At 39.1% G+C, this 23,422-nt stretch carries 19 protein-coding genes and 1 pseudogene; 18 read left to right on the top strand and 2 right to left on the bottom strand.

Translation table 11 applies throughout. From position 1 onward, the window contains the following. Positions 1 to 449 precede the first annotated feature (449 nt). From N8M93_RS17530 to N8M93_RS17580, 11 genes are all read left to right on the top strand, one after another. Positions 450 to 932 carry a DUF2975 domain-containing protein gene (locus tag N8M93_RS17530; RefSeq protein WP_261133923.1) on the top strand — a complete coding sequence of 161 codons (483 nt, stop codon included), beginning with the start codon at positions 450 to 452 and terminating at the stop codon, positions 930 to 932. A 10-nt stretch (positions 933 to 942) separates the two neighbouring features. After that, positions 943 to 1,158 carry a helix-turn-helix transcriptional regulator gene (locus N8M93_RS17535; protein WP_261133924.1) on the top strand — a complete coding sequence of 72 codons (216 nt, stop codon included), beginning with the start codon at positions 943 to 945 and terminating at the stop codon, positions 1,156 to 1,158. 32 nt (positions 1,159 to 1,190) lie between these two features. After that, on the top strand, positions 1,191 to 2,438 hold the full coding sequence (locus N8M93_RS17540) for a DUF4153 domain-containing protein (RefSeq protein WP_261133925.1): 1,248 nt from the start codon (positions 1,191 to 1,193) through the stop codon (positions 2,436 to 2,438). Between the two features lie 464 nt (positions 2,439 to 2,902). Then, positions 2,903 to 3,526, top strand: a complete 624-nt coding sequence (locus tag N8M93_RS17545; protein ID WP_261133926.1) for a TetR/AcrR family transcriptional regulator — start codon at positions 2,903 to 2,905, stop codon at positions 3,524 to 3,526. A 31-nt stretch (positions 3,527 to 3,557) separates the two neighbouring features. Continuing rightward, the gene (locus N8M93_RS17550) at positions 3,558 to 4,508 is read left to right on the top strand and encodes an alpha/beta fold hydrolase (protein WP_261133927.1); all 951 of its coding nucleotides are present in this window, start codon (positions 3,558 to 3,560) and stop codon (positions 4,506 to 4,508) included. Between the two features lie 51 nt (positions 4,509 to 4,559). After that, complete coding sequence (locus N8M93_RS17555) at positions 4,560 to 5,066, top strand: DinB family protein (protein ID WP_261133928.1); 507 nt, start codon at positions 4,560 to 4,562, stop codon at positions 5,064 to 5,066. A 15-nt stretch (positions 5,067 to 5,081) separates the two neighbouring features. Then, a complete protein-coding gene (locus tag N8M93_RS17560; RefSeq protein ID WP_261133929.1) occupies positions 5,082 to 5,294 on the top strand; it encodes a hypothetical protein in 213 nt (70 codons plus the stop codon). Next, complete coding sequence (locus N8M93_RS17565) at positions 5,275 to 6,108, top strand: phytanoyl-CoA dioxygenase family protein (RefSeq protein ID WP_261133930.1); 834 nt, start codon at positions 5,275 to 5,277, stop codon at positions 6,106 to 6,108. The genes N8M93_RS17560 and N8M93_RS17565 overlap by 20 nt, the downstream gene beginning before the upstream one ends. 76 nt (positions 6,109 to 6,184) lie before the next feature. Then, positions 6,185 to 6,958 carry a sugar phosphate isomerase/epimerase gene (locus N8M93_RS17570; protein WP_261133931.1) on the top strand — a complete coding sequence of 258 codons (774 nt, stop codon included), beginning with the start codon at positions 6,185 to 6,187 and terminating at the stop codon, positions 6,956 to 6,958. Positions 6,959 to 6,970: 12 nt separating this feature from the next. Then, a complete protein-coding gene (locus N8M93_RS17575; RefSeq protein ID WP_261133932.1) occupies positions 6,971 to 8,059 on the top strand; it encodes a Gfo/Idh/MocA family protein in 1,089 nt (362 codons plus the stop codon). Between the two features lie 28 nt (positions 8,060 to 8,087). After that, positions 8,088 to 9,134 carry a Gfo/Idh/MocA family protein gene (locus N8M93_RS17580; RefSeq protein ID WP_261133933.1) on the top strand — a complete coding sequence of 349 codons (1,047 nt, stop codon included), beginning with the start codon at positions 8,088 to 8,090 and terminating at the stop codon, positions 9,132 to 9,134. A gap of 62 nt (positions 9,135 to 9,196) precedes the next feature. Here the strand turns inward: N8M93_RS17580 and N8M93_RS17585 are convergent, their stop codons facing one another. Next, the gene (locus N8M93_RS17585) at positions 9,197 to 10,264 is read right to left on the bottom strand and encodes a P1 family peptidase (RefSeq protein WP_261133934.1); all 1,068 of its coding nucleotides are present in this window, start codon (positions 10,262 to 10,264) and stop codon (positions 9,197 to 9,199) included. 91 nt (positions 10,265 to 10,355) lie between these two features. Between N8M93_RS17585 and N8M93_RS17590 the strand changes: the two genes are divergently transcribed. The 7 genes and pseudogenes from N8M93_RS17590 to N8M93_RS17620 all read left to right on the top strand — a co-directional run bounded on the left by N8M93_RS17590 (position 10,356) and on the right by N8M93_RS17620 (position 22,228). Further along, positions 10,356 to 11,666, top strand: a complete 1,311-nt coding sequence (locus N8M93_RS17590) for a DUF4139 domain-containing protein (protein ID WP_261133935.1) — start codon at positions 10,356 to 10,358, stop codon at positions 11,664 to 11,666. Between the two features lie 114 nt (positions 11,667 to 11,780). After that, positions 11,781 to 12,083, top strand: a complete 303-nt coding sequence (locus tag N8M93_RS17595; RefSeq protein WP_314728305.1) for a nucleoside triphosphate pyrophosphohydrolase — start codon at positions 11,781 to 11,783, stop codon at positions 12,081 to 12,083. Positions 12,084 to 12,095: 12 nt separating this feature from the next. Next, positions 12,096 to 14,529 (top strand): annotated as a pseudogene (locus tag N8M93_RS17600) (DEAD/DEAH box helicase family protein). A 40-nt stretch (positions 14,530 to 14,569) separates the two neighbouring features. Next, positions 14,570 to 15,766: a DUF6361 family protein gene (locus N8M93_RS17605; RefSeq protein ID WP_261133936.1), complete on the top strand. Its 1,197-nt coding sequence runs from the start codon at positions 14,570 to 14,572 to the stop codon at positions 15,764 to 15,766. Beyond that, positions 15,759 to 17,534: a hypothetical protein gene (locus N8M93_RS17610; protein WP_261133938.1), complete on the top strand. Its 1,776-nt coding sequence runs from the start codon at positions 15,759 to 15,761 to the stop codon at positions 17,532 to 17,534. Before N8M93_RS17605 ends, N8M93_RS17610 begins: the two co-directional genes overlap by 8 nt. Beyond that, positions 17,531 to 20,821, top strand: a complete 3,291-nt coding sequence (locus tag N8M93_RS17615) for a helicase-related protein (protein WP_261133939.1) — start codon at positions 17,531 to 17,533, stop codon at positions 20,819 to 20,821. The genes N8M93_RS17610 and N8M93_RS17615 overlap by 4 nt, the downstream gene beginning before the upstream one ends. Before the next feature lie 237 nt (positions 20,822 to 21,058). After that, positions 21,059 to 22,228, top strand: a complete 1,170-nt coding sequence (locus N8M93_RS17620) for a restriction endonuclease (protein ID WP_261133941.1) — start codon at positions 21,059 to 21,061, stop codon at positions 22,226 to 22,228. Between the two features lie 363 nt (positions 22,229 to 22,591). Here the strand turns inward: N8M93_RS17620 and N8M93_RS17625 are convergent, their stop codons facing one another. After that, positions 22,592 to 23,359: an NERD domain-containing protein gene (locus tag N8M93_RS17625; RefSeq protein WP_261133942.1), complete on the bottom strand. Its 768-nt coding sequence runs from the start codon at positions 23,357 to 23,359 to the stop codon at positions 22,592 to 22,594. Positions 23,360 to 23,422 lie beyond the last annotated feature (63 nt).

The following is a 23,422-nucleotide window of genomic DNA, read 5'->3' on the forward strand; positions in this document are numbered from 1 at the left end:
TTATTCATAATTAATTCCCCGTTCTCTCCATTTGTTTTGATTATAACGGGTTTTCTGATTGAATTAACACAAAAAATCCCGAATAGTGGACTTTTTTATAAGTGTCCATTATTCGGGATACAGTTCAAAGAAGGAGAATAGCTCTTTTTTTATTGCAGTAGATAAGCGGTAATGCGGAATAATAAAAACAGTCATTATTTACCTGCGTGGCATATTTATACTGTGCAAGTAAATAAGTCCTTCTTAGTCGAGTTTGAGAAAGGTTGTACTTACTGAACGGCGCATGTTAGTTGTACAAGTTATAAGTTTAAAGTTATAGAGCATTTCTTTGAATGAGAAATGCTTTTTAATGCTTTACACAAAAAACACCAATAAGAATAAAAATTTATTGTAAAACGATAAAAATTTATTTAAAATAATTATAACGATAAAGAAGCGAGGTGTTTTTTATGGAAAAAGTAACAACATTGTTTTTAAAAATAGCTGTGATTCTTTTGGGAGTTCCAGTTCTGGCTCTGTGCATCTTTTTGGTGCCTAAGTTAGCTGACCTTTCAGCAGAATTGCTTCCGGAGTTCGTTTTTATAAAAGTTCTCGTCTACATCGTTTTCGATGGATCGGCGATACCTTTTTACTTTGCTTTGCATCAGGCTTTCAAACTCTTACGCTATATTGACAAAAATATAGCTTTCTCCGATTTATCTGTAAATGCTTTAAAGAAAATCAAATACTGTGCGATCACAATCAGTGTTTTGCATTTACTGACCTTGCCGCTGTTCTATCTCTTTGCGGAAGTAGACGATGCACCAGGAGTTGTCCTTGTCGGTTTGGTTGTTCCATTCGCTTCAATGGTCATCGCAGTTTTTGATGCGGTCCTCCAAAAACTTTTACAGGAAGCAATTGCTATCAAATCAGAAAATGACTTAACGGTTTGAGGTGAGAATTATGGCGATTATCATTAATATCGATGTGATGCTGGCGAAAAGGAAAATGAGTGTAACGGAACTTTCTGAGAGGGTTGGAATAACGATGGCGAACCTATCGATATTGAAAAATGGAAAGGCAAAAGCGGTTCGGTTATCTACTTTAGATGCAATTTGTAAGGCATTAGAATGTCAGCCCGGAGATATTTTGGAATACCGAAGCGATGAAGATAGTTAAGCAGTATATAAATTTATTGGGGAGGTAGGACGATGGATATAAACAATTTGGTCCTTAAAAATATTGCTGATCCACATGAGCTGGAGAGAATGTATCAAAAAGACCCGAAAGCTTTTAAGAAGTCATTTTCACAAGCATGGGAACAACATCCTGATTCTCAGGTTCTTGGTGTCTGGTATGAAAGATTGCATTTCAAGGAGACAGCAAATACAAATAAACCTTCCTTGTTTCAAAAAGGTTTCGTATTCATGGGCCTTTTAGCTATTCTGGCCGGGATAAGCACAAGGATTATTTTCCATTTTGTCGAACAGGAAGCAATTGCTCCGATTAACCTGGCTTTTGGTATAATTCCCTTTATCGCTGCCTACTTTTTTTACAATAATACGCCGAAAAAAAGTATTATTTATACCCTTGCAGCGTTATTCATCATTTCCGGGGTTTATCTTAATATGCTGCCTTTAACTTATAAAGACAGTATTATCCTTGTTTATTTACACCTCCCCATTTTCTTATGGGTATTGCTAGGGATTGCCTATACAGGAGACGGCTATTTAAAAGGCAGTAGAAGATTAGCCTATATAAAGTTTAATATCGAATATGGTATTCTCTACGCCTGCATGGCAGTCAGCGGAATGGTGCTAGCAGCATTAACCATGCAGTTATTCAGCTTTGTTGGCCTGAATATAGAAGATTTCTATTTTAGTAATATTGTTTTATTTGGTGCTGCCGCTCTCGCTATTGTGGCTACCTACCTGGTATCAATGAATCTTAAACTTGCTAAGAATATCACACCATATATAGCGAAAATTTTTAGCCCTCTTGTCCTGATCACATTGTTGGTCTATCTTGTAACGGTTATATGGGTGGGGAAAAATCCATTCCTGGACCGCAATTTCCTGATAGTCTTCAACGGAATTCTCCTTGGTGTATTGGTCGTTACCATATTTTCCATTACCGAAAGCGACTCCGACGAGAAAAAGAACCTTTCGGATTATATCAATGCTGCCTTGATTGTCCTTGCCCTCATCATCGACAGTGTGGCTTTGTCAGCCATCGTGTTCAGACTTTCTTCTTATGGGATTACTCCAAATAGAGTTGCTGTTTTAGGAGTAAACATACTTATCTGCGCAAATCTAATTTGGATAATGCTCTCCTATATTCGTTTTTTACAAAACAAATCCGGACTATCAACTATACAAGATGCGGTTACGAAGTATTTGCCGGTCTATGGACTTTGGGCAGCTTTTGTTACATTTACTTTTCCAATAATATTTAATTAGATAGGATTTTTTCTACAGTGTTGCATATTTTCAGCTTATTTTCATGACGAAATTAAAAAAGATGGTATTCAGGTATCAAGTTTTAAACAAGTAAATGATTTAGAACTTATCATTAGAGACTTCAGTAATAAGGTTGGAGAAACTGCTTACGAGCGAACCCATTTCTGCACATGAAGAAATTTGTGATAATGAGTTAATACTGGAAGAAGGCATGGTCTTTTGTAAACCTGGAATATACTTCTCGGGAATAGGTGGGTTCAGACACTCCGATAAAGTAGTCATCAGAGAACATGGCGTTAAGTTGATTACGGAGTATCCTAAAACACTCAATCAATTGATTTTTCAATAATTCAATTTGACACTCTCCTCGTGGAGGGTGTTTTTTTACCATTATTGACCTGATAGGTAAATGAAGTTATAATGAAATTGACCTGATAGGTAAACAGTATATATAGGTGGTTATTATGATTCCAAAAATTTCGACTCTCGAATCCAAAAGAAGAAATGTAATTTTAAATGCGGCATTAAAGGAATTTACCCTGAAGGGATATGATGATGCCTCGACAAACGTCATTGCAAAAGAGTCTGGGATTTCAAAGGGGTTGATGTTCCACTATGTAAACAGCAAAAAGGATCTTTTTCTATTCCTTTATGATTACTGCACTGACAAGATCAACAAGGAATATCTTGAATTAATGAACTTTGACGAAAAAGATATTTTTGAAAGATTGCAGCAATCTTATCTTCTCCAGATTGAGCTGCTGCAGAAGCATCCCTGGATATTCGAATTTATTAACAAGGCTGCGATTACGAAGACTGATGACATCAATAAGAAGCTGGATGAACGAGTGAACGAGAAACTATCAATATGCCAGGAAACCATGTTTGATATCGTTGATGAATCTAAATTCAGAGAAGGACTGGACCTCGAAAAATCCAAACAAGTCATCTTTTGGTCGAATGTAGGTTTTACAAATCAGATACTGGAGGATATTCGAAACTCAGAAAGCGCTGAATTGGATTATGACCATATTGTTGCCGAAATTGATCGTTTTCTTAATGGACTCATGGAAATCTTTTATAGATGAATGGAGGAAAAATAACTTTTGGAGGTCTCTTATGAAAAAGACAAACAAACGCCCGGGGAATCAGTCCCCGGTCAGTGAACCGCCTGTTGGAAGTTTCTATAATGTGGATGGACACCGTCTGTTTCTCGATCGTTCTGGGACTGGAAGCCCAGCAGTCGTATTTCTACCGGCGGCCGGCATGGTCGGTCTAGATTATCTTAATATCCACGGAAAAATCAGTCAGCGTACCACATCAGTGATCTATGATCGAGCGGGAACGGGCTGGAGCGATCAGATGAAACTGCCTCGAAGTGCTCTTGAAGTCACTGACGAATTACGTAGTCTTTTACATACCGCTGGGGTACCTGCTCCCTATCTGCTCGTCGGTCACTCGTTAGGCGGTCTATACGCACAACACTACGCCCAAAGATTTCCGGATGAGGTATCCGGGATGCTTCTACTAGAACCACCTCACGAAGATTTTCTCACCCAAACACCTACGTTGAAGAAACGCTACCTTTTTCAGCAAGGTTTAGCTATCGTTCGGACGCTTCTAACTTACAAGCAGGTCTACCGTGGTTTATTCAATCAGATGTTTGCGACGTGGCCAGATTCGATACGTGAACCATTGATCGACTACCATCTTAGAAATTTAACGAAAACGGTGACAGAAAGGAAAAACTTGAACAGTGAGCTCTATGACGAAGTGGGTAAAGGAGGAGACCTGCCGGATATCCCGTTGATTGTATATACAGGAATGGGGATCGACCCATTCATGTCTCCGGTTGTAAGTCAATCATTCCTGCGTGAGATGATCGATCCATTCAATAGTGTGAAAATGATAACCTATGAAAAATTAGCCAATTCAGTTCCACGAGGCGAGCATCGAATTCTCAAAAATGCCGGACATACCACGATCCACACGGACTGTCCAAATGAAGTGGTCGAAGCCATCTGGAACTTACTCGACTTGAGTGAAACGCATGTGGAAATTTACAATTGAATTTTAAGGTGAGTTGACTTATTCTCCAGAAGAACGGAAGGAGTGTCGGAAATGGATGATATTGAATGGCTTTCAATTTATAAGAAAGATTTGCAACGATATTCTCTCGAACAGTTAAGGTATATATCTGCTGAAGGCGTCTGGTCACTGGGCCAGATGTATGACCATGTCATAGTCGTAGCTCATGAGTACCTGGATATGATCGACACATGTGCGATACAAAATGAAGAACAAAGGCTAGGGAAGACAGAGTTTGCTGAGTCCATGTTCCAGAACAAAGCATTTCCTCCTATCAAAATCCGGTTACCCGATGAACTGAACACTCCTCCAAGAAACCCGGAAAGTAAAGAAGAAACCATGGACAGACTGAATCAACTCCTACAGAGATTGAAGGATCTAAGAGAGACAGTCGATGAGGTGAACCCTCACTATAAAGCAAAACATGATGGCTTCGGCTGGCTGAATGCGAGGGAATGGTACGATCTGGTCGGAATGCATTCCCGGCACCATTTGCGTCAAAAACATGAACTTGAACAAACCCTCCGAACAAATGCTTGAAAAGTGGGAGGAGAAATGACTAAGGATGTTGTATCTATAAACAATGGGATAGATTGCGAAATGCAGTTTATCCTTTTTCTATACAAATCAAATGCCATTCAGACCGCTTATTTACACAAATTCAAAAAAGAAGTCATGTATTTGCAAAGTGAATTTTGTGAAAAATCCACATTAAAGTATCAAACGCCAAAAAAATTGGAGGCTGATGATGAAAATTCAATTGAGTGAACAAGAGAAATTCACCAAACAATTAAATCCGGAAACCCTTGAAATCGCTGTGGAGCAAGTAAAAGCAAACGGATATATCATCTTTGAAAAAGTCGTTCCGGAAGAGAAGATTACAAGAATCCGAAAAGAATTCGACGTTTTGTTCGATGATTACATCAGTAAGAAGGGGTATAACACCGGAACAAACCGGGCTCAAATGTTCCTCCCTTTTGAAACCCCTTACATTGATGAAGATATCATATGTAACCCCATCGCAACCGCTGTGATCGATCGGCTGCTTGGAGAGGACAATCATTGTAATTACTTTGCCTCTGACACTCCGATGCCAGGCTCAGATTATCAAAATGCCCATTGTGATATCATGCCTTTATTTCCTGAATTGGATATCCCTTTACCTGTTTTCAGTCTAGTGTTGAACATCCCACTTGTCGATGTGACTGAAGAGAATGGACCATTGGAAATCTGGCCGGGTGGCACCCATCAGAATCCGGATCGGTCCAATCATGATACCTTGGACGGAACGATCAATCCCCATATGCACATCGTCCGGGCTGCTGAACATATGTATTCAGAAAAGGTACATATGCCTGCTGGATCAATCCTGATACGGGATATCCGTATGTGGCACCGCGGAACGCCAAACAATTCAGATTATCGTAGGACCAACCTGGCAATGATTTTCAATCGAAGCTGGTATGGAGCAGGGTCTTCGATCGATATCCCACAAGAGACATATAATTCGCTTTCGCCGAAAGCAAAAGAGCTTTTCAGAATGCAAAGGATCGGCAGCCCTGTGAAAATACCCTGGGCATGACTTGACATGTCTCGAATCGAAACGTTTCACCGATGCAAAGCTAAATAAAACAGTAGAAATGGGGTTTATGTAAAAGATGAGTCACATTCCAGTTGCAGTACAGATGTATACATTAAGGGAAGAAAGCCATAAGGACTTTGAAGGAACTTTAAGGAAAGTAGCTGAACTTGGTTTCGAAGGCGTTGAATTTGCAGGTTATGGCGATCTGACTGTAAAAGAAGTCAGGACCTTGCTGGATGAACTTGGGCTTCAGGCGGTTTCCAGCCATGTGGGTATCGAAGAGCTGGAAAATGATCTGCAAAAGGTCATTGAAGACCAAAAAACATTGGGCAGCAGATTCATCGTATGCCCATATGTAGGTGAAGAGCTCCGCAATAAAAAAGGATATCGAAACATCATCTCTATTCTTGATGAAGTAGGGGCGAGATGCCGAAAAGAAGGTTTGACCCTGTGTTACCACAACCATGATTTTGAACTGGAACAGCTTCCTTATGGGAGAACTGCACTCGAAATGATTTTCAGTGAAACAGATGACCAAAATGTCCAGGCAGAACTAGATGTCTATTGGCTGAAAAAGGCTGGTGAGAACCCAGTTGAATGGATCCAGCGCCATCAAAACCGAGTACCGCTCATTCACCTGAAAGACATGACCACAGACGCTGAACAATTTTTCGCAGAGCTTGGCACAGGGGGCGTCGATATTGAAGCAGTGTTGGATACAGGTGAGGATGCAGGCGTAAAATGGTGGATCGTGGAACAGGATATCAGTAGGTTGACACCGTTCGAAAGTCTCGAAATTAGCCTGAAGTATTTAAAGACGAAGCTGCCTCATCTAAGTAAACTATATTAGGGAGTTGGATATATGACTTTGAAAGTTGGCATTATCGGATGTGGGAACATCAGCGGCATCTATCTGGAAAACAGCCGCCGTTTTCCGCAATTTGATATCACCGCATGTGCAGACTTTGACCATACAAAAGCAAAGGCTGCTGCCGAAAAGTATTCGCTACAACACGTGTACACAGTGGAAGAAATTCTTCATTCTCCAGAAATCGATATCATTTTGAATCTGACCGTACCACACGCTCATGCGGAAGTCTCGCTTAAGGCGATTGAACAGAAAAAGCATGTCTATACCGAAAAACCGCTAGCGGTAACCTTTGAAGATGGAAAGAAGATTGTAGAGGCTGCCAAGCAAAATGGCGTAGTTGTTGGTTCGGCACCTGATACATTTTTAGGAGGAAGCATCCAGCTTGCAGGAAAGCTGATTGAAGAAGGGGCGATCGGGAAACCGGTCGGCGCCACCTCGTTCATGATGTCAAGAGGACCTGAATCATGGCATCCGAATCCTGATTTCTTCTACAAGGAGGGTGGCGGTCCGATGTTTGACATGGGCCCATATTACATCACGGCTCTCGTCAGCCTATTAGGACCTGTCAACCGGATTGCAGGCTCGACACGGATTTCATTCCCCGAACGCGTAATAGGAAATCCGGAAAGGGCCGGCGAGAAAATCCTCGTCCAGATCCCGACCCATGTGACTGGAATCCTGGATTTCAATGCAGGTGCAACTACGACGATTACGACAAGTTTCGATGTCTCAGCAGCAAGAACTCCCTTCATCGAAATTTACGGGGAAAACGGGACGATCAGCCTGCCAGACCCGAATAACTTCAACCAGCCTGTCTTGTTGAAAAAGCATGGTGATGGAGATTGGGAGGAAATGCATTGTACCGGAGATGTGCTCGATAATTTACGTGGGATCGGTCTCGCCGACATGGCAAGTTCGATTGAATCCGGTGTAACTCCGCGTGCTAACAGCTACCTGGCTTTGCATGTCCTTGAAATCATGCAAGGAATCCATCATTCCTCTGATCGTTCAAGCCATTATTTGATGGAAAGCACGTGTGAAAAACCACCATTATTGAACGAAGAATATAGTAAACTATAACGAAATTGGACAAGGAGACTACTTAATTATGAGCAAATTGAAAATTGCAGTAATCGGTTGCGGGGGTATTGCAAAACATCGTCATCTACCAGAATATCATGCAAATAACGAAGTGGAGATTGTTGCAGTCGTTGATATCGTCGCCGACCGTGCGGAGGAGGCAGCAGAACGATACGGAGCGAAAGCGTTCACTGATTATCAACAAGCTTTGGATCTAGATGAAGTGGACGCGATCAGCGTGTGTCTTCCGAACTATTTGCATGCACCTGTTACGATTGAGGCTTTGAATAAAGGGAAACAGGTTCTTTGTGAAAAACCGATGGCAACCTCTGAAAAGGAAGCGACAGAAATGATCGAAGCCGCCAAAGCTAATGACAAAAAACTGATGATCGCGCATAATCAGCGGTTTGTCGCTTCTCATCAAAAAGCAAAAGAAATCATTGACAGTGGAAAGCTTGGCAGAATCTTCAGTTTCAGAACGACATTTGGTCATCAAGGACCTGAAAGCTGGAGTGTGGACGGGAGAACAAGCTGGTTCTTCGATAAAGACAAGGCATTCGTGGGAGCAATGGGGGACCTTGGAGTCCATAAAGCGGACCTGATCCGGTATCTGCTCGGTGAAGTGACGGAAGTAGGTGCGTTCATTGAAAGCAATGCCAAGGAAAATTCGACGGTAGATGATAATGCTGTATGTATCCTTCGTACAGAAAACGGCACTGTCGGTACAATGGCAGCAAGTTGGGCTTATACGACCGGTGATGGGGATAATTCGACCCTCATTTATGGAGAAAATGGCACATTGCGATTAGAAGCCGATCCATCCTATTCTCTTATTGAAGAATACCGGAATGGGCATGTCATCAATCACCAGCTGGGAAAAATCCAAACGAATGAAGAAGGCGGACAATTCAATTCACATGTCATCGATCATTTTGTTGAGTGTATTATTGATGATAAAGAACCCCTCATCACGGGCGAAGAAGGTAAGAAATCCTTGAACGTCATATTAGCTGCCCTCGAGGCACATGATACGAAGCGGATCATTCCAATAACAGAAAAAGTTTCTGTGGATTAATAGAAGACCCATTGAGAAACTGATATTCTCAATGGGTTTTTCGCTTGAATGATTAGAATAATTTAGATGGAAATATTAAATTTTTGAAGGAGATCCTTCAAAGCAGGCCGTTCATTCCCATCCCGTCCAACCACTTTTTCAGCGGTGATCATCGAGTTCAGGATCGCTTCTTCTGTCGCTTCACCAACTGCTCGGAAAGCGAGGTCCATATCTGCTTCATGGATCGACGGAATGGAGAGTAGTGGGTCCGGTTTCTTATGCGGAATTCTGGTTGCGGTCGAGAACCCGAGAGCAATATCACCGCTTCCGTTTCCAATCGTCGATCCAGTGCGTGCCAGTCCTGTAACCGTCCGTTTTAAGATCCGGTTCAATTGTTGCGCGGAAACAGGAAGGTCGGTTGCGACGATCATCATGATCGATCCCTTATCCCGTTCCTCAGTAACATTCAATATTGCATCTCTCAACTCAAGCCCTACAGCTTTCCCATTAACCCTGAAATCACTGAGCATCCCGAAGTTCGATTGGACGAGAACGCCGAGTGTATATGTCCCATGATCCATTTCCATTTTTCTTGAAGCGGAACCGATTCCGCCTTTTATGGAGCAAGCGAGCGTCCCGCGTCCAGCGCCGACAGAACCCTCTTCAAATTCTATCGAAGCATTCTCGATGGCCTCGAAGACATGCTCTTTCGTAATAGACCGTGCTCGTATATCATTCAGATACATATCATTGCATTCACCGACAACCGGATTGACCGTACCTGTCGACCGGCCGATTTCAGGGTTGTCCTCCAGTGTATATTTGATCACTGCATCTGCAACGATTCCGATACTCGATGTATTCGTCAAAAGGATCGGTGTCTCCAACGTCCCAAGTTCCTCGATCTGGATCGTCCCTACTGTCTTTCCATAACCATTGATTACATGGCTTGATGCAATCAATTTTTCTCTGAAAATGTTCCCTTGATGAGGAAGAACAGCCGTCACTCCTGTCTGCACATCACCATCCGCAAGCGTCACATGACCTACCGTCACACCCTCTACATCCGTAATTGCATTCAACTTCCCAGGCTCAAGTTTCCCAATCTTCACACCGTAATCCCGTATCCGTTTCTGCTCGTACACCTTCATCAACCTTTCCTATGTATGTCTAACTATCATTCTACCATTATCGTTGGTACCATTTTCTGCTATTATAAGAGAAAAGGGGAGGCGTTTGAACATGGCATATCATTCATACAGCAAGGATGCAGAAGGCCTTTCATTGACGATCTACAACGACGGATTTGGTGTCGTAAAAGAAAAGCGGAAAGTCGAGCTGACAGGTGAGGAGATGGAAATCCAATACCTTGATGTCGCACAGCAGATTGAAACCGATTCGATCCTCGTCGAAGGACTCAACATCCTTGAACTGAACTATGATTATGACCTTGTCAGCAAATCAAAACTGCTCGAGAAATACATAGACCAAAACGTGTTTTTATACGATAAGGAGAAAAATGAGCGGAAGGAATACCGCCTGTTGAGTGTCGCGAGCGGCATTGTTCTAGAACATACGGAAACGAAGGAAATCGTCCTTGATCCGAAAGAGGAACTTATCCTGCCGAAGCTTCCAGGCGAGCTGATCGTCAAACCGGCACTGATCTGGAAAATCCGACCTTCGAAAACCGATCAGATCAACGTATCCTACCTGACAAAAGGGATGGAATGGGAATCCAATTATGTCGTCGAACTGAAGGACGAGACGTTCAATTTGTCCGGCTGGGTGAACATCCAGAACAACGCCGGCACAACCTTCGACAATGTAAAAGTGAAGCTGATTGCTGGGGATGTGAACCGGGTTGAGGATGGAAACGTTATCGGTTTAGAAGATCACGTGCTCTACGCCCAGGTCGATCATAGCGAAGAACGATCCTTTGAAGAACAAAGCTTTGCCGACTACCACATGTACACGCTGCAGCATAAAACCACACTAAAAAACAACCAGTCCAAGCAAATCAACTTCATCCAGGCAGAAGAGATTCCATATAAACGCTACTATTCATTCAACCATTACAATGAGAAAGCCGAAATAAAGATTGAATTTGAAAACAAACAAACACAAAAACTAGGATTGCCATTGCCAAAAGGAAAAGTGAAGGTCTACCAAGAGGATGGGAATGACGGAAGCCTCGAATTCATCGGAGAAGACAGGATCGATCATACACCGAAAAACGAAACCGTCGAACTCTACCTCGGAGATGCCTTCGATATCGTCTGTGAAGGAAACGAGGTTGATAGCTATAAAGATGAAAAAGGAATCCGCACAGTAGAATGGGAATACACCATCAAAAACCGAAAAGAAGAACCAGCCCACATGAAAATTACACACCACATATACGACCGAAATTGGACAATGAAAGACACAAGCCACGAGTATAAAAAGGAAACCTCAAACAAAATTATGTTTTGGTTAGATGTTCCTGCAGATACAGTAGACCATGTTGCATTTGAGTATGAGGTTGACGAAAGTGTATATATTACGAAAAAATAAACTCTAGTTTACTAAAGTTTAGAAAAGCGGAATCATAAGTTTATTTATTATGGTTGTGATATGATTTTTTTTTTACATAATTTAATAACTTATAAAATAAAAGGAGGAATTAAAATGCCTACATATAACAAACTAATCCGAGATCGCATTCCAGAAATTCTTGAAAACAAAGGTTTAAATTACAATACTCGGCTGATGGAAGAAGATGAGTATAAGATTAAGTTAAGAGAGAAATTAACAGAAGAATTAAATGAATATTTAGAAGCGAGTGATGATGCTTCATCCATTGAGGAACTTGCAGATATTTTAGAACTAATTCACTCGTTAACTTCAGTACATAATTCTTCAGTTGAAGAACTTGAAGCTGTTCGAAAAGAAAAAGCTGAAAAACGTGGAGGATTTCACGTATTTTCTTGATTGATGTTGAAGATGAGTAAAGTAAAGTTAATCACTGATAGATTGATAGACAATTTGCAGCAAGAGGTTCAGAGTTCAGATATTATCTATATTCTAACCTCTTTTGTTATGAAATCAGGGGTAGAACTTATTAAACCTCTTTTAGAAGATGCGATTGAGCGTGGTGCAGAAATAAAGCTATGTGCGGGTGATTATCTTTATATTACTCAACCTGACGCGTTGGAAACTCTCAATACTATTATTGGAGTCGAGGTAAGACTGTGGAGGAGCAGAGGAAAATCTTTTCATCCGAAAGCGTATCTGTTTGGTCAGAGTAATGATCAGAATGAAGGTTCTTTTATTATCGGGTCATCTAATCTTTCAGCTTCTGCCTTAACAAATGGAGTTGAGTGGAATCTATACATGAATAAGGCGGTGGAACCTTTAAGTTACCAGGAAGCGATGGATATGTACTTAAAGACGTTTTATCATGAAGAAACGATTCCGGTTAATGCTGAAACAATAAAGAAGTACCGTGAAAAATATGAGAAGTTCCATGCTGCGCATAATATTGCGAAGAAATGGACCGAGCAAGAAGAAACGGAATTAATGTATTCAAGTGATCCAAAGAGCGATGAAGTAAATGATGAGCCAACCGCTTATGAGGTTGAGATAAGTAATGAGGAAGAAATAACTCCACGACCTGCACAGAAGGATGCACTAATAGCATTGGAAACTACGTATGAAGAAAACTATAGCAAGTCAATGGTCGTGATGGCGACTGGCCTGGGGAAGACCTATCTTGCGGGATTTTTGCGAGGAATTTTAATCGGATACTGTTTGTAGCCCACCGTGAAGAAATACTTTACCAGGCGAAGAAGTCTTTCTTACATATCATGCCGGAAAAAACGGCAGGGATTTATAATGCAAAAAACAAAGAATCAGATTGTGAATTTGTCTTTGCGTCTGTATTTACCATTGGAATAGATCATAACCTTAAGAATTTCTCACCAGATCATTTTTGATTTAATCGTAGTAGATGAATTTCATCATGCAGCAGCTAACTCCTATCAAAAAGTCATCCAGCATTTTGAACCAAAGTTTTTATTGGGCATAACGGCTACATCTGATCGTATGGGCAATAAAGACGTGTATGGACTGTGTGATGGGAATGTGGCTTACCAGCTTCACTTTATTGTGGCGATTGAGAAAGAATGGTTAGCGCCACTTAAATATTTTGGTGTTTATGATGATACGGATTATTCAGCAATTACATGGCTAGGAAATAAATATGATCAGGAAGAGTTATTGTTTGCTCAGTTAAGAGATGATTTAGCAGACAGAATATTGAATGCCTGGTTAGAACATCGTCAAACAAGAACACTAGCCTTTTGTTCTTCTATTAAACAGGCTGATTTTTTATCGAATTATTTTAATCACAATGGTTATCGAACCATTAGTTTGAATTCAAAAAACAAAAACATATCCCGTAAGGAAGCGATACAGAAATTAACGAATCAAGAAATTGATATTATTTTTACAGTTGACCTTTTTAACGAGGGCGTAGATATTCCGTCAGTAGATACGTTGTTATTTGCAAGACCTACTGAATCACTAACCATATTTACGCAACAAGTGGGAAGAGGCTTACGCCTTCACGATGGAAAAGAGTATTGTCATATCATAGATTTTGATCGGTAACTACCGAAATGCCGATATTAAGATGAGTTTATTTGATCGGGATCCTCAACCGAAAAAAGGAAAAGCATCAGCCATTCCTCAAGTACCAAGAAATTGTAAACTCAATTTAGATTTAAATGTAATCGACTTATTGAAAGAACTGCAAAGAAAACGACAACCTCGTAAAGAAAAATTACACGGAGCTTATTTGAATTTAAAGGAAGAGTTAGGCCATCGCCCAACTTACCTGGAGCTGCACCTGTATGGTAGTTCCAACAGTAAAGAATATAAACAAGAATTCAAATCCTATCCAGGCTTCCTATCATGGGTAAATGAATTAAATGAAAAAGAAGAACAAGTCCTCAATAAATATGAAAAATGGATTAAAGAAGTTGAAAGTACAGGAATGGCGAAAAGCTATAAAATGATTGTTCTTTTGTATATGCTAAATCGTGGAATTGATAATTGGACAAAGCCTTTAACGCCAAGTGAAGTTGCGCCTTTCTTTCATCACTATCTGACTGAAAAAGACTATCGCAAAAACATTGATTTTTCCGATAAAAACTCACAACGACTATGGAAGTATGACGAAAATAAAGTAAGCAAATTAATAGCTGACATGCCAATGAGCAAATGGTCCGGCAGCTCGAATAATTTAGTGTCATTTGATGGAGAGATGTTTAAATTGGAGTTCAATGTGTTAAAGGAAGATAATGAAACCTTATATGAATGGACCAAACAGATATGTGAATACCGTTTGCACGAACATTTTGAAAGGAAAGCTTAAAAGCATTCAGTAAGTTGAATGTTGATAAAGGAGTAAGATTATGAATGCTATGAAACTAGGATGGATTGATTATTCCAGTGAGCATAAAAACAAAGTGATGGCCGTGCTTGATCTTCTTTCTGATAAAGGGGCAATTGACGAATTGGGGATCGGTTTAGTCCGCGATGGGTTTGCGGATGTTTTGTTTCCAGGTACTTCAACTCTTCAAACGAGGGCCAAATATTTTTTCATTATCCCTTATTTAATGTTGGATTTAGAAAAAGAAAGACATTCCTCTCCCGGAGAATTTCTTGAGAAGCTTGGTTCCATGGAAGTAGACCTTATAGAAACTTTGCTCCGAAAGGATGCAGAAGGAGTGATTGGCGCAAGGGCTGGCAAAAAGCTTAAGCGGAAACCTTCCAGCGTATACTGGAGCGGACTCAAGACGTTTGAAATATTTAAACATGATCTCACACTGAACAACTATGCCAAAGCTGTTTTCAGAATGCAGCGCAACAAAGAGTCTCTTCGATCGTTAGGAAATGAAGATAGTGATGATCTGACGATTGCTGGTTCTGAGTATACAAGTACGTATTGGCAGTGTCTACTTCCAGAGTCAAATTGGAAAGAAAAAATTTCTATGGATCTTACATTCAATGAGGCTGGTTTCTTAAAAGATAGAATGATTAAGTCAAGGAAGTCGAAGGACAGTCTACTGGCTTTTTTACTTCAGCAAAATCCTTCGGAATTGGAAAAAATAGATGATTTTGATGCAATTGCAGAAGTATTTTCTCTCCCTGATGGATTGAGTGATGATTATTCGATGGCCAAAAATTTCAGTACGTTTATTGCTGGTGCAAATATACGATATAATGTGATCCTTTCCAATCATGAAAATAAAGAAGCTATTCAAGAATGGAAAGAGTGGAAGGAAAGTTCGTTTATTAAAAACGAATTCCTAAATTTCAGGTACCAGGATGTTCTTTACCGGCTAAAAATCAGTAACCCTTTGTTGAAAAGGTTTCTTAGTGAATGGCAAAAGACGGCTCTTTCCAATGATGAAACATTGATCGATGAACTACTGATCAAACGGGAAATTGAACTGAAATCAAAAGAAAGAGCTAAATTATATAATACGAAATTTTATGCGTATGAAGAAGGTAAATGGTTAGGTTCTAAAAAACTACAATATCGTTTTCGGAATTCAAAGGATTTAATGGTTGATATCTTTTCAGGTTTGGAGGGAGGACATGCTTAAACCAGACAAGGACCGGCTAAATTATAGTGACTTGCTCAAACCTCCTGTAGGATATGAAGTAGCATTCGCTGTAGGTACTACATATTCTCTTGACTTAGAAGCTTTGGTAGGTGTGCCATTGGCTCTTAGTCTTTCAGAAGAAATGGATCAAACATTAAAAGATGACCCAATCTACATGTTGGAAGGGATACGCCGAAGCACAGATAATCTTGCAATTTTCTGTGAAGCCGGTCAGATAAAGGTACCTCAAAACGGAAATTCATTCTTTGCCTTAATGGAAGATAGCGTGTTTGAAGTAGCTCTGGAAAATGAGCGCTCTTTCCATCCGAAAACCTGGTTGATCAAATATGAGGACAGTCAAGGTGATGTTCTGTTTCGTTTGCTAGTTTTGACACGCAACCTTACCTTCGATCGGAGCTGGGACATTGCGTTGGCATTAGAAGGGAGACAAAAACAGGAAATCGCTCAAAAAACCCAACCATTGATTGATTTTCTACAATTCCTTCTCCCGCAGACTACTAGCCAACAGAAACAGGAAAGCATTCAGGAAATGATGGCTGAGCTTGAGTATATCCATTTTGAATCAGGCGACAAACATATACCAGAATTTGATTTCTGCCCTTTAGGAATCGAGGGATATAAAGCAAATGATATTGGATTATTTGAAAGTTACCATCAATTAATCATTATGGCCCCATTTTTGAGTAAAAGTATCATTGCAAAATTGAATGACTACTCTTTGACATCTCCCACCAAGATATTGATCACCAGAAGAACGGAACTCCATAAACTTACAGAGGAGATCATCAACGATATTGATGTGTACGTGTTGAAGGACATCATTGTTGAAGGTGAAGGGGCTTTTAGTGAAGAAGATGAAGAAAGCGAGTTAGATCAGCTTCAGGACATCCATGCGAAACTTTACGCCCGTTCTAAGTATAACGAGCATCATTTTTTTATTGGCTCTGCGAATAGTTCCCATTACGCATTCAATGGTAATGTGGAATTCTTATTAAAAATGCAATATAAAAAGTATGGCTTCAGAATTACTGACTTATTGTCAGATTTATTTGGAGAAGAGGAAGATGACAACCCTTTTGAAAGGGTCGAGTCCATTCCAGAAGAAAAGGATACAGAAGCCGAAGTCACTGACAAACTCCAAAAAGCCATCAAGCAACTTTGTCGTGTAAAATCACACGCTTTGATACACCAAGAAAGTGAGTATTTATATGCCGTTCATCTCTCATTCGAGACCATACCTGATGCCATTGAATTTTCAATTGGACCTTTGTTAAGCAAAAAAACACAGCAATTGAAACAGGACATGAGCATCAATGACTTAAGTATGCTGGAACTTGGAGAATTTTATGTCGTAAAGGCTGAACTAGACGGTGAAACAGTTGAACGTGTTATAAAAATCCAGACAGAAGGGTTGCCAGAAGAGCGTAAACAAGAGGTTTTCCGTTCAATAATTAATGATCCTTATGTTTTTTTACAATATGTAGCATTCTTGCTTGCAGATGACTTTTTGTTGTCTGCTCTTGAACAGATGGAAATCAAAAAACTCGGGTCAGTAGCCTGGGATATGCAGGCTGCCAGTTATCCTGTACTGTATGAAAATATGCTGAAAGCAGCTGCGCGGTCCCCAGAAAAATTGAATGATGTTCATAAAGTTATTGAAATGATTGATGACGAGACAATCATACCCCTGGACTTTTACCGATTGTATGACATTTTCAATCAGGCAATAAAGTTGGTGGAAAAATGATAGATTTAAAGACAAAAGATGAAGAGATTTACGAAGGTCTTAAAGATTTTCAAAAGGCAACGGTTGACCGAGTGTATAACCTGTTGACCGATGATTTTACACGTGTACTGGTAGCGGATGAAGTTGGTCTTGGAAAAACGATGATAGCCAGGGGCGTTATGGCAAGGATAGCAAGATATCACCAGGAAGTTTTAAAAGACCCCCTTTTTAAAGTTGTATATGTCTGTTCAAATCAGAGTATTGCCAGACAAAATCTGCAAAAACTGCAAATCGATAAGCGCGTGAAGCTGGAGGACTCTTCGGATACCAGGTTATCGATGCAACACTTGAAGATATTTGAGAATGATTTTGATGAAGAGTTGAAAGAAAGGTTTATCCAATTGATTCCGTTAACGCCTTCCACTTCTTTTAATATGACATCAGGTTGTGGAAGTGCTTCCGAAAGAGCATTGATGTATTCGATTCTAAAAGAATTCAGTCCCCTGAATGATTATTTGGATCAGTTGGATATCCTGTTGATGGATACTGCCACAAAGAGTTGGGAATGGACAAAACTTGGTTACGAAAAGAGAGTAGAAGTCTGTAATGCTAAAAGTGATGGTCAGTATCTCAACACCATGTTGTACAGGATAGAGCAGTTTTTTGACAAGGACAGCTCTCTTATTGATACCATCCATGAAGTTTGTGAAAGGATCAAGCAGGAAAATGTTATAGGAAAACGGGTTGAAGGTGCCAATCAATTGATTTTCAAACTGCGGAGGATGATGGCGGAAATAAGTGTCGATCTAATGGATCCCGACCTGGTTATAATGGACGAATTTCAGCGTTTCCCGGAACTAGTGAATGCTGATGGGGAAAGTGAGACTGCTCTTCTAGCTAAAAAGTTTTTTAATAGCCCTAGGCTGAATGATGATGAAAAAGTAAAAATTCTCTTGCTTTCAGCTACACCATATAAACTTTACTCTACGCTCGAAGAGATTTCAGAAAAAGGTGAGGACGAACATTATAAAGAGTTCATGCAGGTAACCGGATTTCTGTTTGAACATCATCCCGAACAACAACGCCACTTCAAAAAGGTGTGGGAGGATTTTTCTTCTTCATTAAATTTATTCTCGATTAGGGATATTGCCGTGCTTCAAGCCAAGAAGCAGGATGCAGAAGACAGCTTATATAAAGGGATTGCCCGTACGGAAAGGTTGACTGTGGAAGGATCTAGTGAATTGATTGACGCATCCTTAGAACCCGTTGAAATCACCAAAGAGGATATCTTATCCTATGTCCATATGGATCGGATGCTTCAGGAAATTGGGATAACGGACAACGTTCCTGTCGATTATGTGAAATCGACGCCTTTCCTCATGTCATTTATGGAACATTATAAGTTGAAACAAAAAATTACCCGTCATGTTAAAAAATATCCTGAAAACCTCTCGTTAGTTGATAAACCCCATCTCTGGATAAAAAGAAGTGTAATCAATCGTTATAAAAAACTGCCTGACACGAATGCCCGGCTTACCAAAATTAAAGAAGTTGCATTGCCAAAAGATGCAGAACGGCTGCTTTGGATTCCGCCTTCATTACCCTATTACGAATTTGGAGGTTGCTATGCTAGACAGGACCGGTTCTCGAAATTACTTATATTTTCCGGATGGGAGATGGTTCCGAGAGCGGTTTCAACCCTATTATCTTATGAATCTGAACGCTTGACGGTAGGAGAGTTGATCAAAAAAACGTCGAAGAAAAAGAAGCGGAAAAACCGGACGTATTTTGCGGAAAGGCGGTTCCCACAACCTCGTTTATCGTTCTCAATGAGAAATAATGCACCAGCTAATATGAATCATTTGACACTTTTATATCCTTCAATCACGTTAGCGAATCTTTTCAATCCGATAGATGTCTTGAATAACAATCTTACGCTGGATGAGCTTAAAAGTGAAATAGCGGATAACCTCCAATTGCTGCTTGACCAAATGCCATATCAGACTTACGAACATGAAGTTCGTGAAGATGAGAGATGGTATTATCTTGCTCCTTTATTATTGGATCAAGATGAAGAAGCTGTACAGGAATGGTTTAACAGTGAGCAACTACTGCCTGTAATGGATGATAATAAAGATAAGGATACTACGGATGACAAGGCAGCCTTAACAAAACATCTTGAAGAACTTCGTAACATTTTTCATGAAAAAGAATTTGTGAAACTTGGAAAACAGCCGAAGAATTTAATAGACGTGCTTGTGAATATGGTTTTAGGATCACCAGCGATTTGTGCTTTACGTATGTTTAATGATTGGGAAGGGAAGTCCTTGCCTTATGCCGTGCAAGTAGCAAAAAGCCTCATCGATAGATTTAATACGCAGGAGGCAATTTCAATCGTAGAATTAGAATACGGTAAACAAAAGAACGGGGAGCGCAATGCCCATTGGCAAAATGTACTCACATATTGTGTAGACGGCAACATTCAGGCAATGTTGGATGAGTATGTACATATGCTGATCGAAGAAGCAGGTCTTCGAAATGTTGACAGTGATTGGCGTAATGAGCAGTTGACCTCACTAATAACGAGCGCATTGAGTACCCATTCAGCAACTTATAATGTGGACACCTATGAAAGTTTCAATAAGCGTGTAAAAGATAAAAGCGGCAATGATCAGATCATGAAATTGCGAACCAATTATGCCGTTGGTTTTGCAGATAAGCGAAATGAAGACACAACACATAATAGAAAGAAAAACGTAAGATTGGCATTCAACTCTCCGTTTCGACCGTTTGTATTAGTAACTACATCAGTCGGGCAAGAGGGTCTTGATTTCCATTATTATTGCAGGAAGATTGTCCACTGGAATCTACCATCTAATCCAGTTGATCTCGAGCAGCGGGAGGGACGGATCAATCGTTATAAATGCTTTGCCATTCGACAGAACATTGCCAACAAATATGGCAACATACCATTTGAGAATGATGTATGGCAGGAAATGTTTACGACCGCAAACGAGAATGAAAGAAACATACACACACCTGAACTGGTTCCTTTCTGGTCGCTTCCTGAAAATCAGAATATAAAAATTGAAAGAATTGTCCCAATCTATCCCCTTAGTAAAGACGGTGTAAAATATGAGCGTCTCATGAAAATCATGCAGCTTTACCGGTTAAGTTTAGGACAAGCCCGTCAAGAGGAATTACTTGAATATTTATTTGAACATCAGGTGGAACAAGAACAGCTGCAAAATTTATTTATGAATTTAAGTCCTTATTATAAAGCAAAAAAGACAAATAAATGTAAATAGTCTTTTTTAAAACATCAAATTTCTATCTTATTAATAGCAGACATGCCTATGAGTAAATGGTCCGGCAGCTCGAATACTTTAGGGTCATATGATAGAAATGTTTAAAATGGAGTTCCATGTGTTAAAGGAAGATAATGAAATCTTATACGAGTTGACTAAACAGATTTTCGAATACCGATTACATGAACATTGGAAGAAAAGCAGCGAACAAATAGTCTTCTATTAGGAGGAAAAGAGATGATAAGAACACCACTTTTTCCAAGATACCAGTACACAAAGGAGCTAATTCGATTTTTAGAAGACAAAAAAGTTAGTGATTTCAAATCAATGTGGAATTCAATTTGGCAATTAAGAGGAACACCTCAATCTACAGTTGATTGGCAGGACCCAGATGAATGGATTCCAGAAAGACTGACGGGTAAAGATCAAGATTTAGCACTACAATTATGGATTGGGTCTGAGAAAACAGTTAACCCACGCTATGTACGTGGTGCTCAAATGTTGATAAAAAATTACAATTTAATAGATGAGATAAATGACCAATATGGCTTAAATGAAAGAAGTTATGATTTTATTAATAATAGATTTGGACCAGTGGAAAATAATATTGACGAAGCTGAGGGTCTATTGTTTCTTTTATATCTTACATCTGTTAATAAAGATGCAACTAGAAAGACCTTTCTTAATGAATGGACAGAACATTTATTAGAGCATTCTAATTATAGAAGTGAAAGTGTTGTTAAAGATTCACTTAGACGAAGACTATCCAACATGCATGAAAGAGGTTTAATTTCAAGAGAAGGTAATACCTATAACATTACACATGATGGAATTAGATATTTAAATAATTTTAAGCAAACTTCAACAGAAAAGATTACTGATGAACAAAAAATAGTAACTGATATTAAACAATATAATGAAAAACAAAAAATGAAACTTAAGGAAAAACTTCATGAAATTCATCCATTTAAATTCGAAAATATAATAAAAGATCTCTTAGATGCTATGAGATACGAGGATGTTCAAGTTACATCAGCCACAAATGATAAAGGTGTGGATGTTATAGGCAACATACAAAATGGTATCACCATGGTTCAAGAGGTAATACAAGTAAAACGTATGACGTCAAATATTCAACGTCCAATAGTTGATCAATTAAGGGGGAGTTTACACAGATTTAACGCATTTCAAGGTACAATCATTACACTGTCGGATTTTTCAAAAGGAACTAGAGAAGCTGCATTTGAACGTGGTGCAGCACCAATTACACTGATAAATGGAGAAAAATTAATAGATTTGTTATTTGAAAATGAGATTCTAGTAAAGAAAAAAGTAGCTAGTTATTATGAAATTGAAGAAGAGCTCTTTATTGAACAAGATGAGGAGAATGAGGAAATTAATGAATAAAAAAACAACACAAAAAGTAATTGGTGAATTCCTTTATTTTTAAGAAATAAGGGAATTTTCTTTTGCATAAACATATTTCCGTTCTGTTATATTAAAATAAATTTATCGAGTGGATGATGTAACCATTTTACCAAAGTGGAGAATACCTAATGTGTTCCAAAAAAATATATTGAGCTTAAACAGATTCGGTTAGATAGAATTAAGAATGCAGTCGATGATCTTGGTAAAGTGTTACATTAACTAAATCAGAATACAACAGGTAATAAGTTAGTCTAAACCGGGAAAAACACCTAATTCAATTACCATTGAGTTAGGTGCTAATTTTAAAGTAAATCAAAAAAAGATATAAGTTAAAGCTTTCTGTTAGGCTGTGTAGCGACATTTAGGATAATTACTGCAACCTTTAAACAGCCCGTATTTTCCATTGCGTTCTTTTAACTGACCACCGCATTTGGGGCACCGATTAAATTTAACAATATGACGTTTTATCAATTGTGTTTGTTTTACCGATTCTATATGTTGTTTATGTGCATCTTTGCCCTTTAAAGCTTTAGATTCTAATAGGTGTGATAGTTGTTCTACATTTTCTAAGGTTAAACGTTGTTGGTGATAATTATTCAATAAAATCAAAACTTGATTATCATAAATGACGTTAATATGTTCAAAATATATATCTATTTTCTTTAAACTAGTAGAAGAACTAAAGGCAATAACTGAATAGTAAGGTACATCATCATTACCAAGAATAGATTTTAACGTTTCTATATGACCAAAATTCTGATGTATGGGATTTTGAAATCTTTGTTTATTTTTATAGATTACTTGTGTCCATTGTCGACTTTTCTCATCACCAAAAATCCAGCCCTTATAGTTCTTGGTTTCAATAACAAATATTCCATATATGGAGATTATAATATGATCAATCTGGGTTGTTTTGTTGTCTTCAGTAGGGAGTATAATATTGTGAAAAACGCTATACTTCGTTTTATCTAACTTTCTAAGATAAATCCTAATCCAAAACTCTCCGATGAACCCTTTAAGAGCAGGGAGCTTTGATGCAAAAAATGTAATAATAATGGCGCTAACTATAACTATAATCATTAATTGAATAAAAAAGGTCTGCAATTCCATAGATTCATTCCTTCCATAAGATTTCCATTAATATCGGTTAACAGGCTATAATTATTAATAGAG

This window comes from Bacillus sp. Marseille-Q3570, from assembly GCF_946151055.1.
Classification (GTDB): Bacteria; Bacillota; Bacilli; order Bacillales; family Fictibacillaceae; genus Pseudalkalibacillus.

Excerpts from the sequence above, each read along its gene's own strand:
- N8M93_RS17590 (WP_261133935.1), top strand. The coding sequence starts at position 10,356 with ATGGCATATCATTCATACAGCAAGGATGCAGAAGGCCTTTCATTGACG.
- N8M93_RS17575 (WP_261133932.1), top strand. The coding sequence starts at position 6,971 with ATGACTTTGAAAGTTGGCATTATCGGATGTGGGAACATCAGCGGCATC.
- N8M93_RS17605 (WP_261133936.1), top strand. The coding sequence starts at position 14,570 with ATGAATGCTATGAAACTAGGATGGATTGATTATTCCAGTGAGCATAAA.
- N8M93_RS17595 (WP_314728305.1), top strand. The coding sequence starts at position 11,781 with ATGCCTACATATAACAAACTAATCCGAGATCGCATTCCAGAAATTCTT.
- N8M93_RS17530 (WP_261133923.1), top strand. The coding sequence starts at position 450 with ATGGAAAAAGTAACAACATTGTTTTTAAAAATAGCTGTGATTCTTTTG.
- N8M93_RS17555 (WP_261133928.1), top strand. The coding sequence starts at position 4,560 with ATGGATGATATTGAATGGCTTTCAATTTATAAGAAAGATTTGCAACGA.
- N8M93_RS17540 (WP_261133925.1), top strand. The coding sequence starts at position 1,191 with ATGGATATAAACAATTTGGTCCTTAAAAATATTGCTGATCCACATGAG.
- N8M93_RS17570 (WP_261133931.1), top strand. The coding sequence starts at position 6,185 with ATGAGTCACATTCCAGTTGCAGTACAGATGTATACATTAAGGGAAGAA.
- N8M93_RS17580 (WP_261133933.1), top strand. The coding sequence starts at position 8,088 with ATGAGCAAATTGAAAATTGCAGTAATCGGTTGCGGGGGTATTGCAAAA.
- N8M93_RS17625 (WP_261133942.1), bottom strand. The coding sequence starts at position 23,359 with ATGGAATTGCAGACCTTTTTTATTCAATTAATGATTATAGTTATAGTT.
- N8M93_RS17585 (WP_261133934.1), bottom strand. The coding sequence starts at position 10,264 with ATGAAGGTGTACGAGCAGAAACGGATACGGGATTACGGTGTGAAGATT.
- N8M93_RS17610 (WP_261133938.1), top strand. The coding sequence starts at position 15,759 with ATGCTTAAACCAGACAAGGACCGGCTAAATTATAGTGACTTGCTCAAA.
- N8M93_RS17560 (WP_261133929.1), top strand. The coding sequence starts at position 5,082 with ATGACTAAGGATGTTGTATCTATAAACAATGGGATAGATTGCGAAATG.
- N8M93_RS17550 (WP_261133927.1), top strand. The coding sequence starts at position 3,558 with ATGAAAAAGACAAACAAACGCCCGGGGAATCAGTCCCCGGTCAGTGAA.
- N8M93_RS17535 (WP_261133924.1), top strand. The coding sequence starts at position 943 with ATGGCGATTATCATTAATATCGATGTGATGCTGGCGAAAAGGAAAATG.
- N8M93_RS17620 (WP_261133941.1), top strand. The coding sequence starts at position 21,059 with ATGATAAGAACACCACTTTTTCCAAGATACCAGTACACAAAGGAGCTA.
- N8M93_RS17615 (WP_261133939.1), top strand. The coding sequence starts at position 17,531 with ATGATAGATTTAAAGACAAAAGATGAAGAGATTTACGAAGGTCTTAAA.
- N8M93_RS17545 (WP_261133926.1), top strand. The coding sequence starts at position 2,903 with ATGATTCCAAAAATTTCGACTCTCGAATCCAAAAGAAGAAATGTAATT.
- N8M93_RS17565 (WP_261133930.1), top strand. The coding sequence starts at position 5,275 with ATGAAAATTCAATTGAGTGAACAAGAGAAATTCACCAAACAATTAAAT.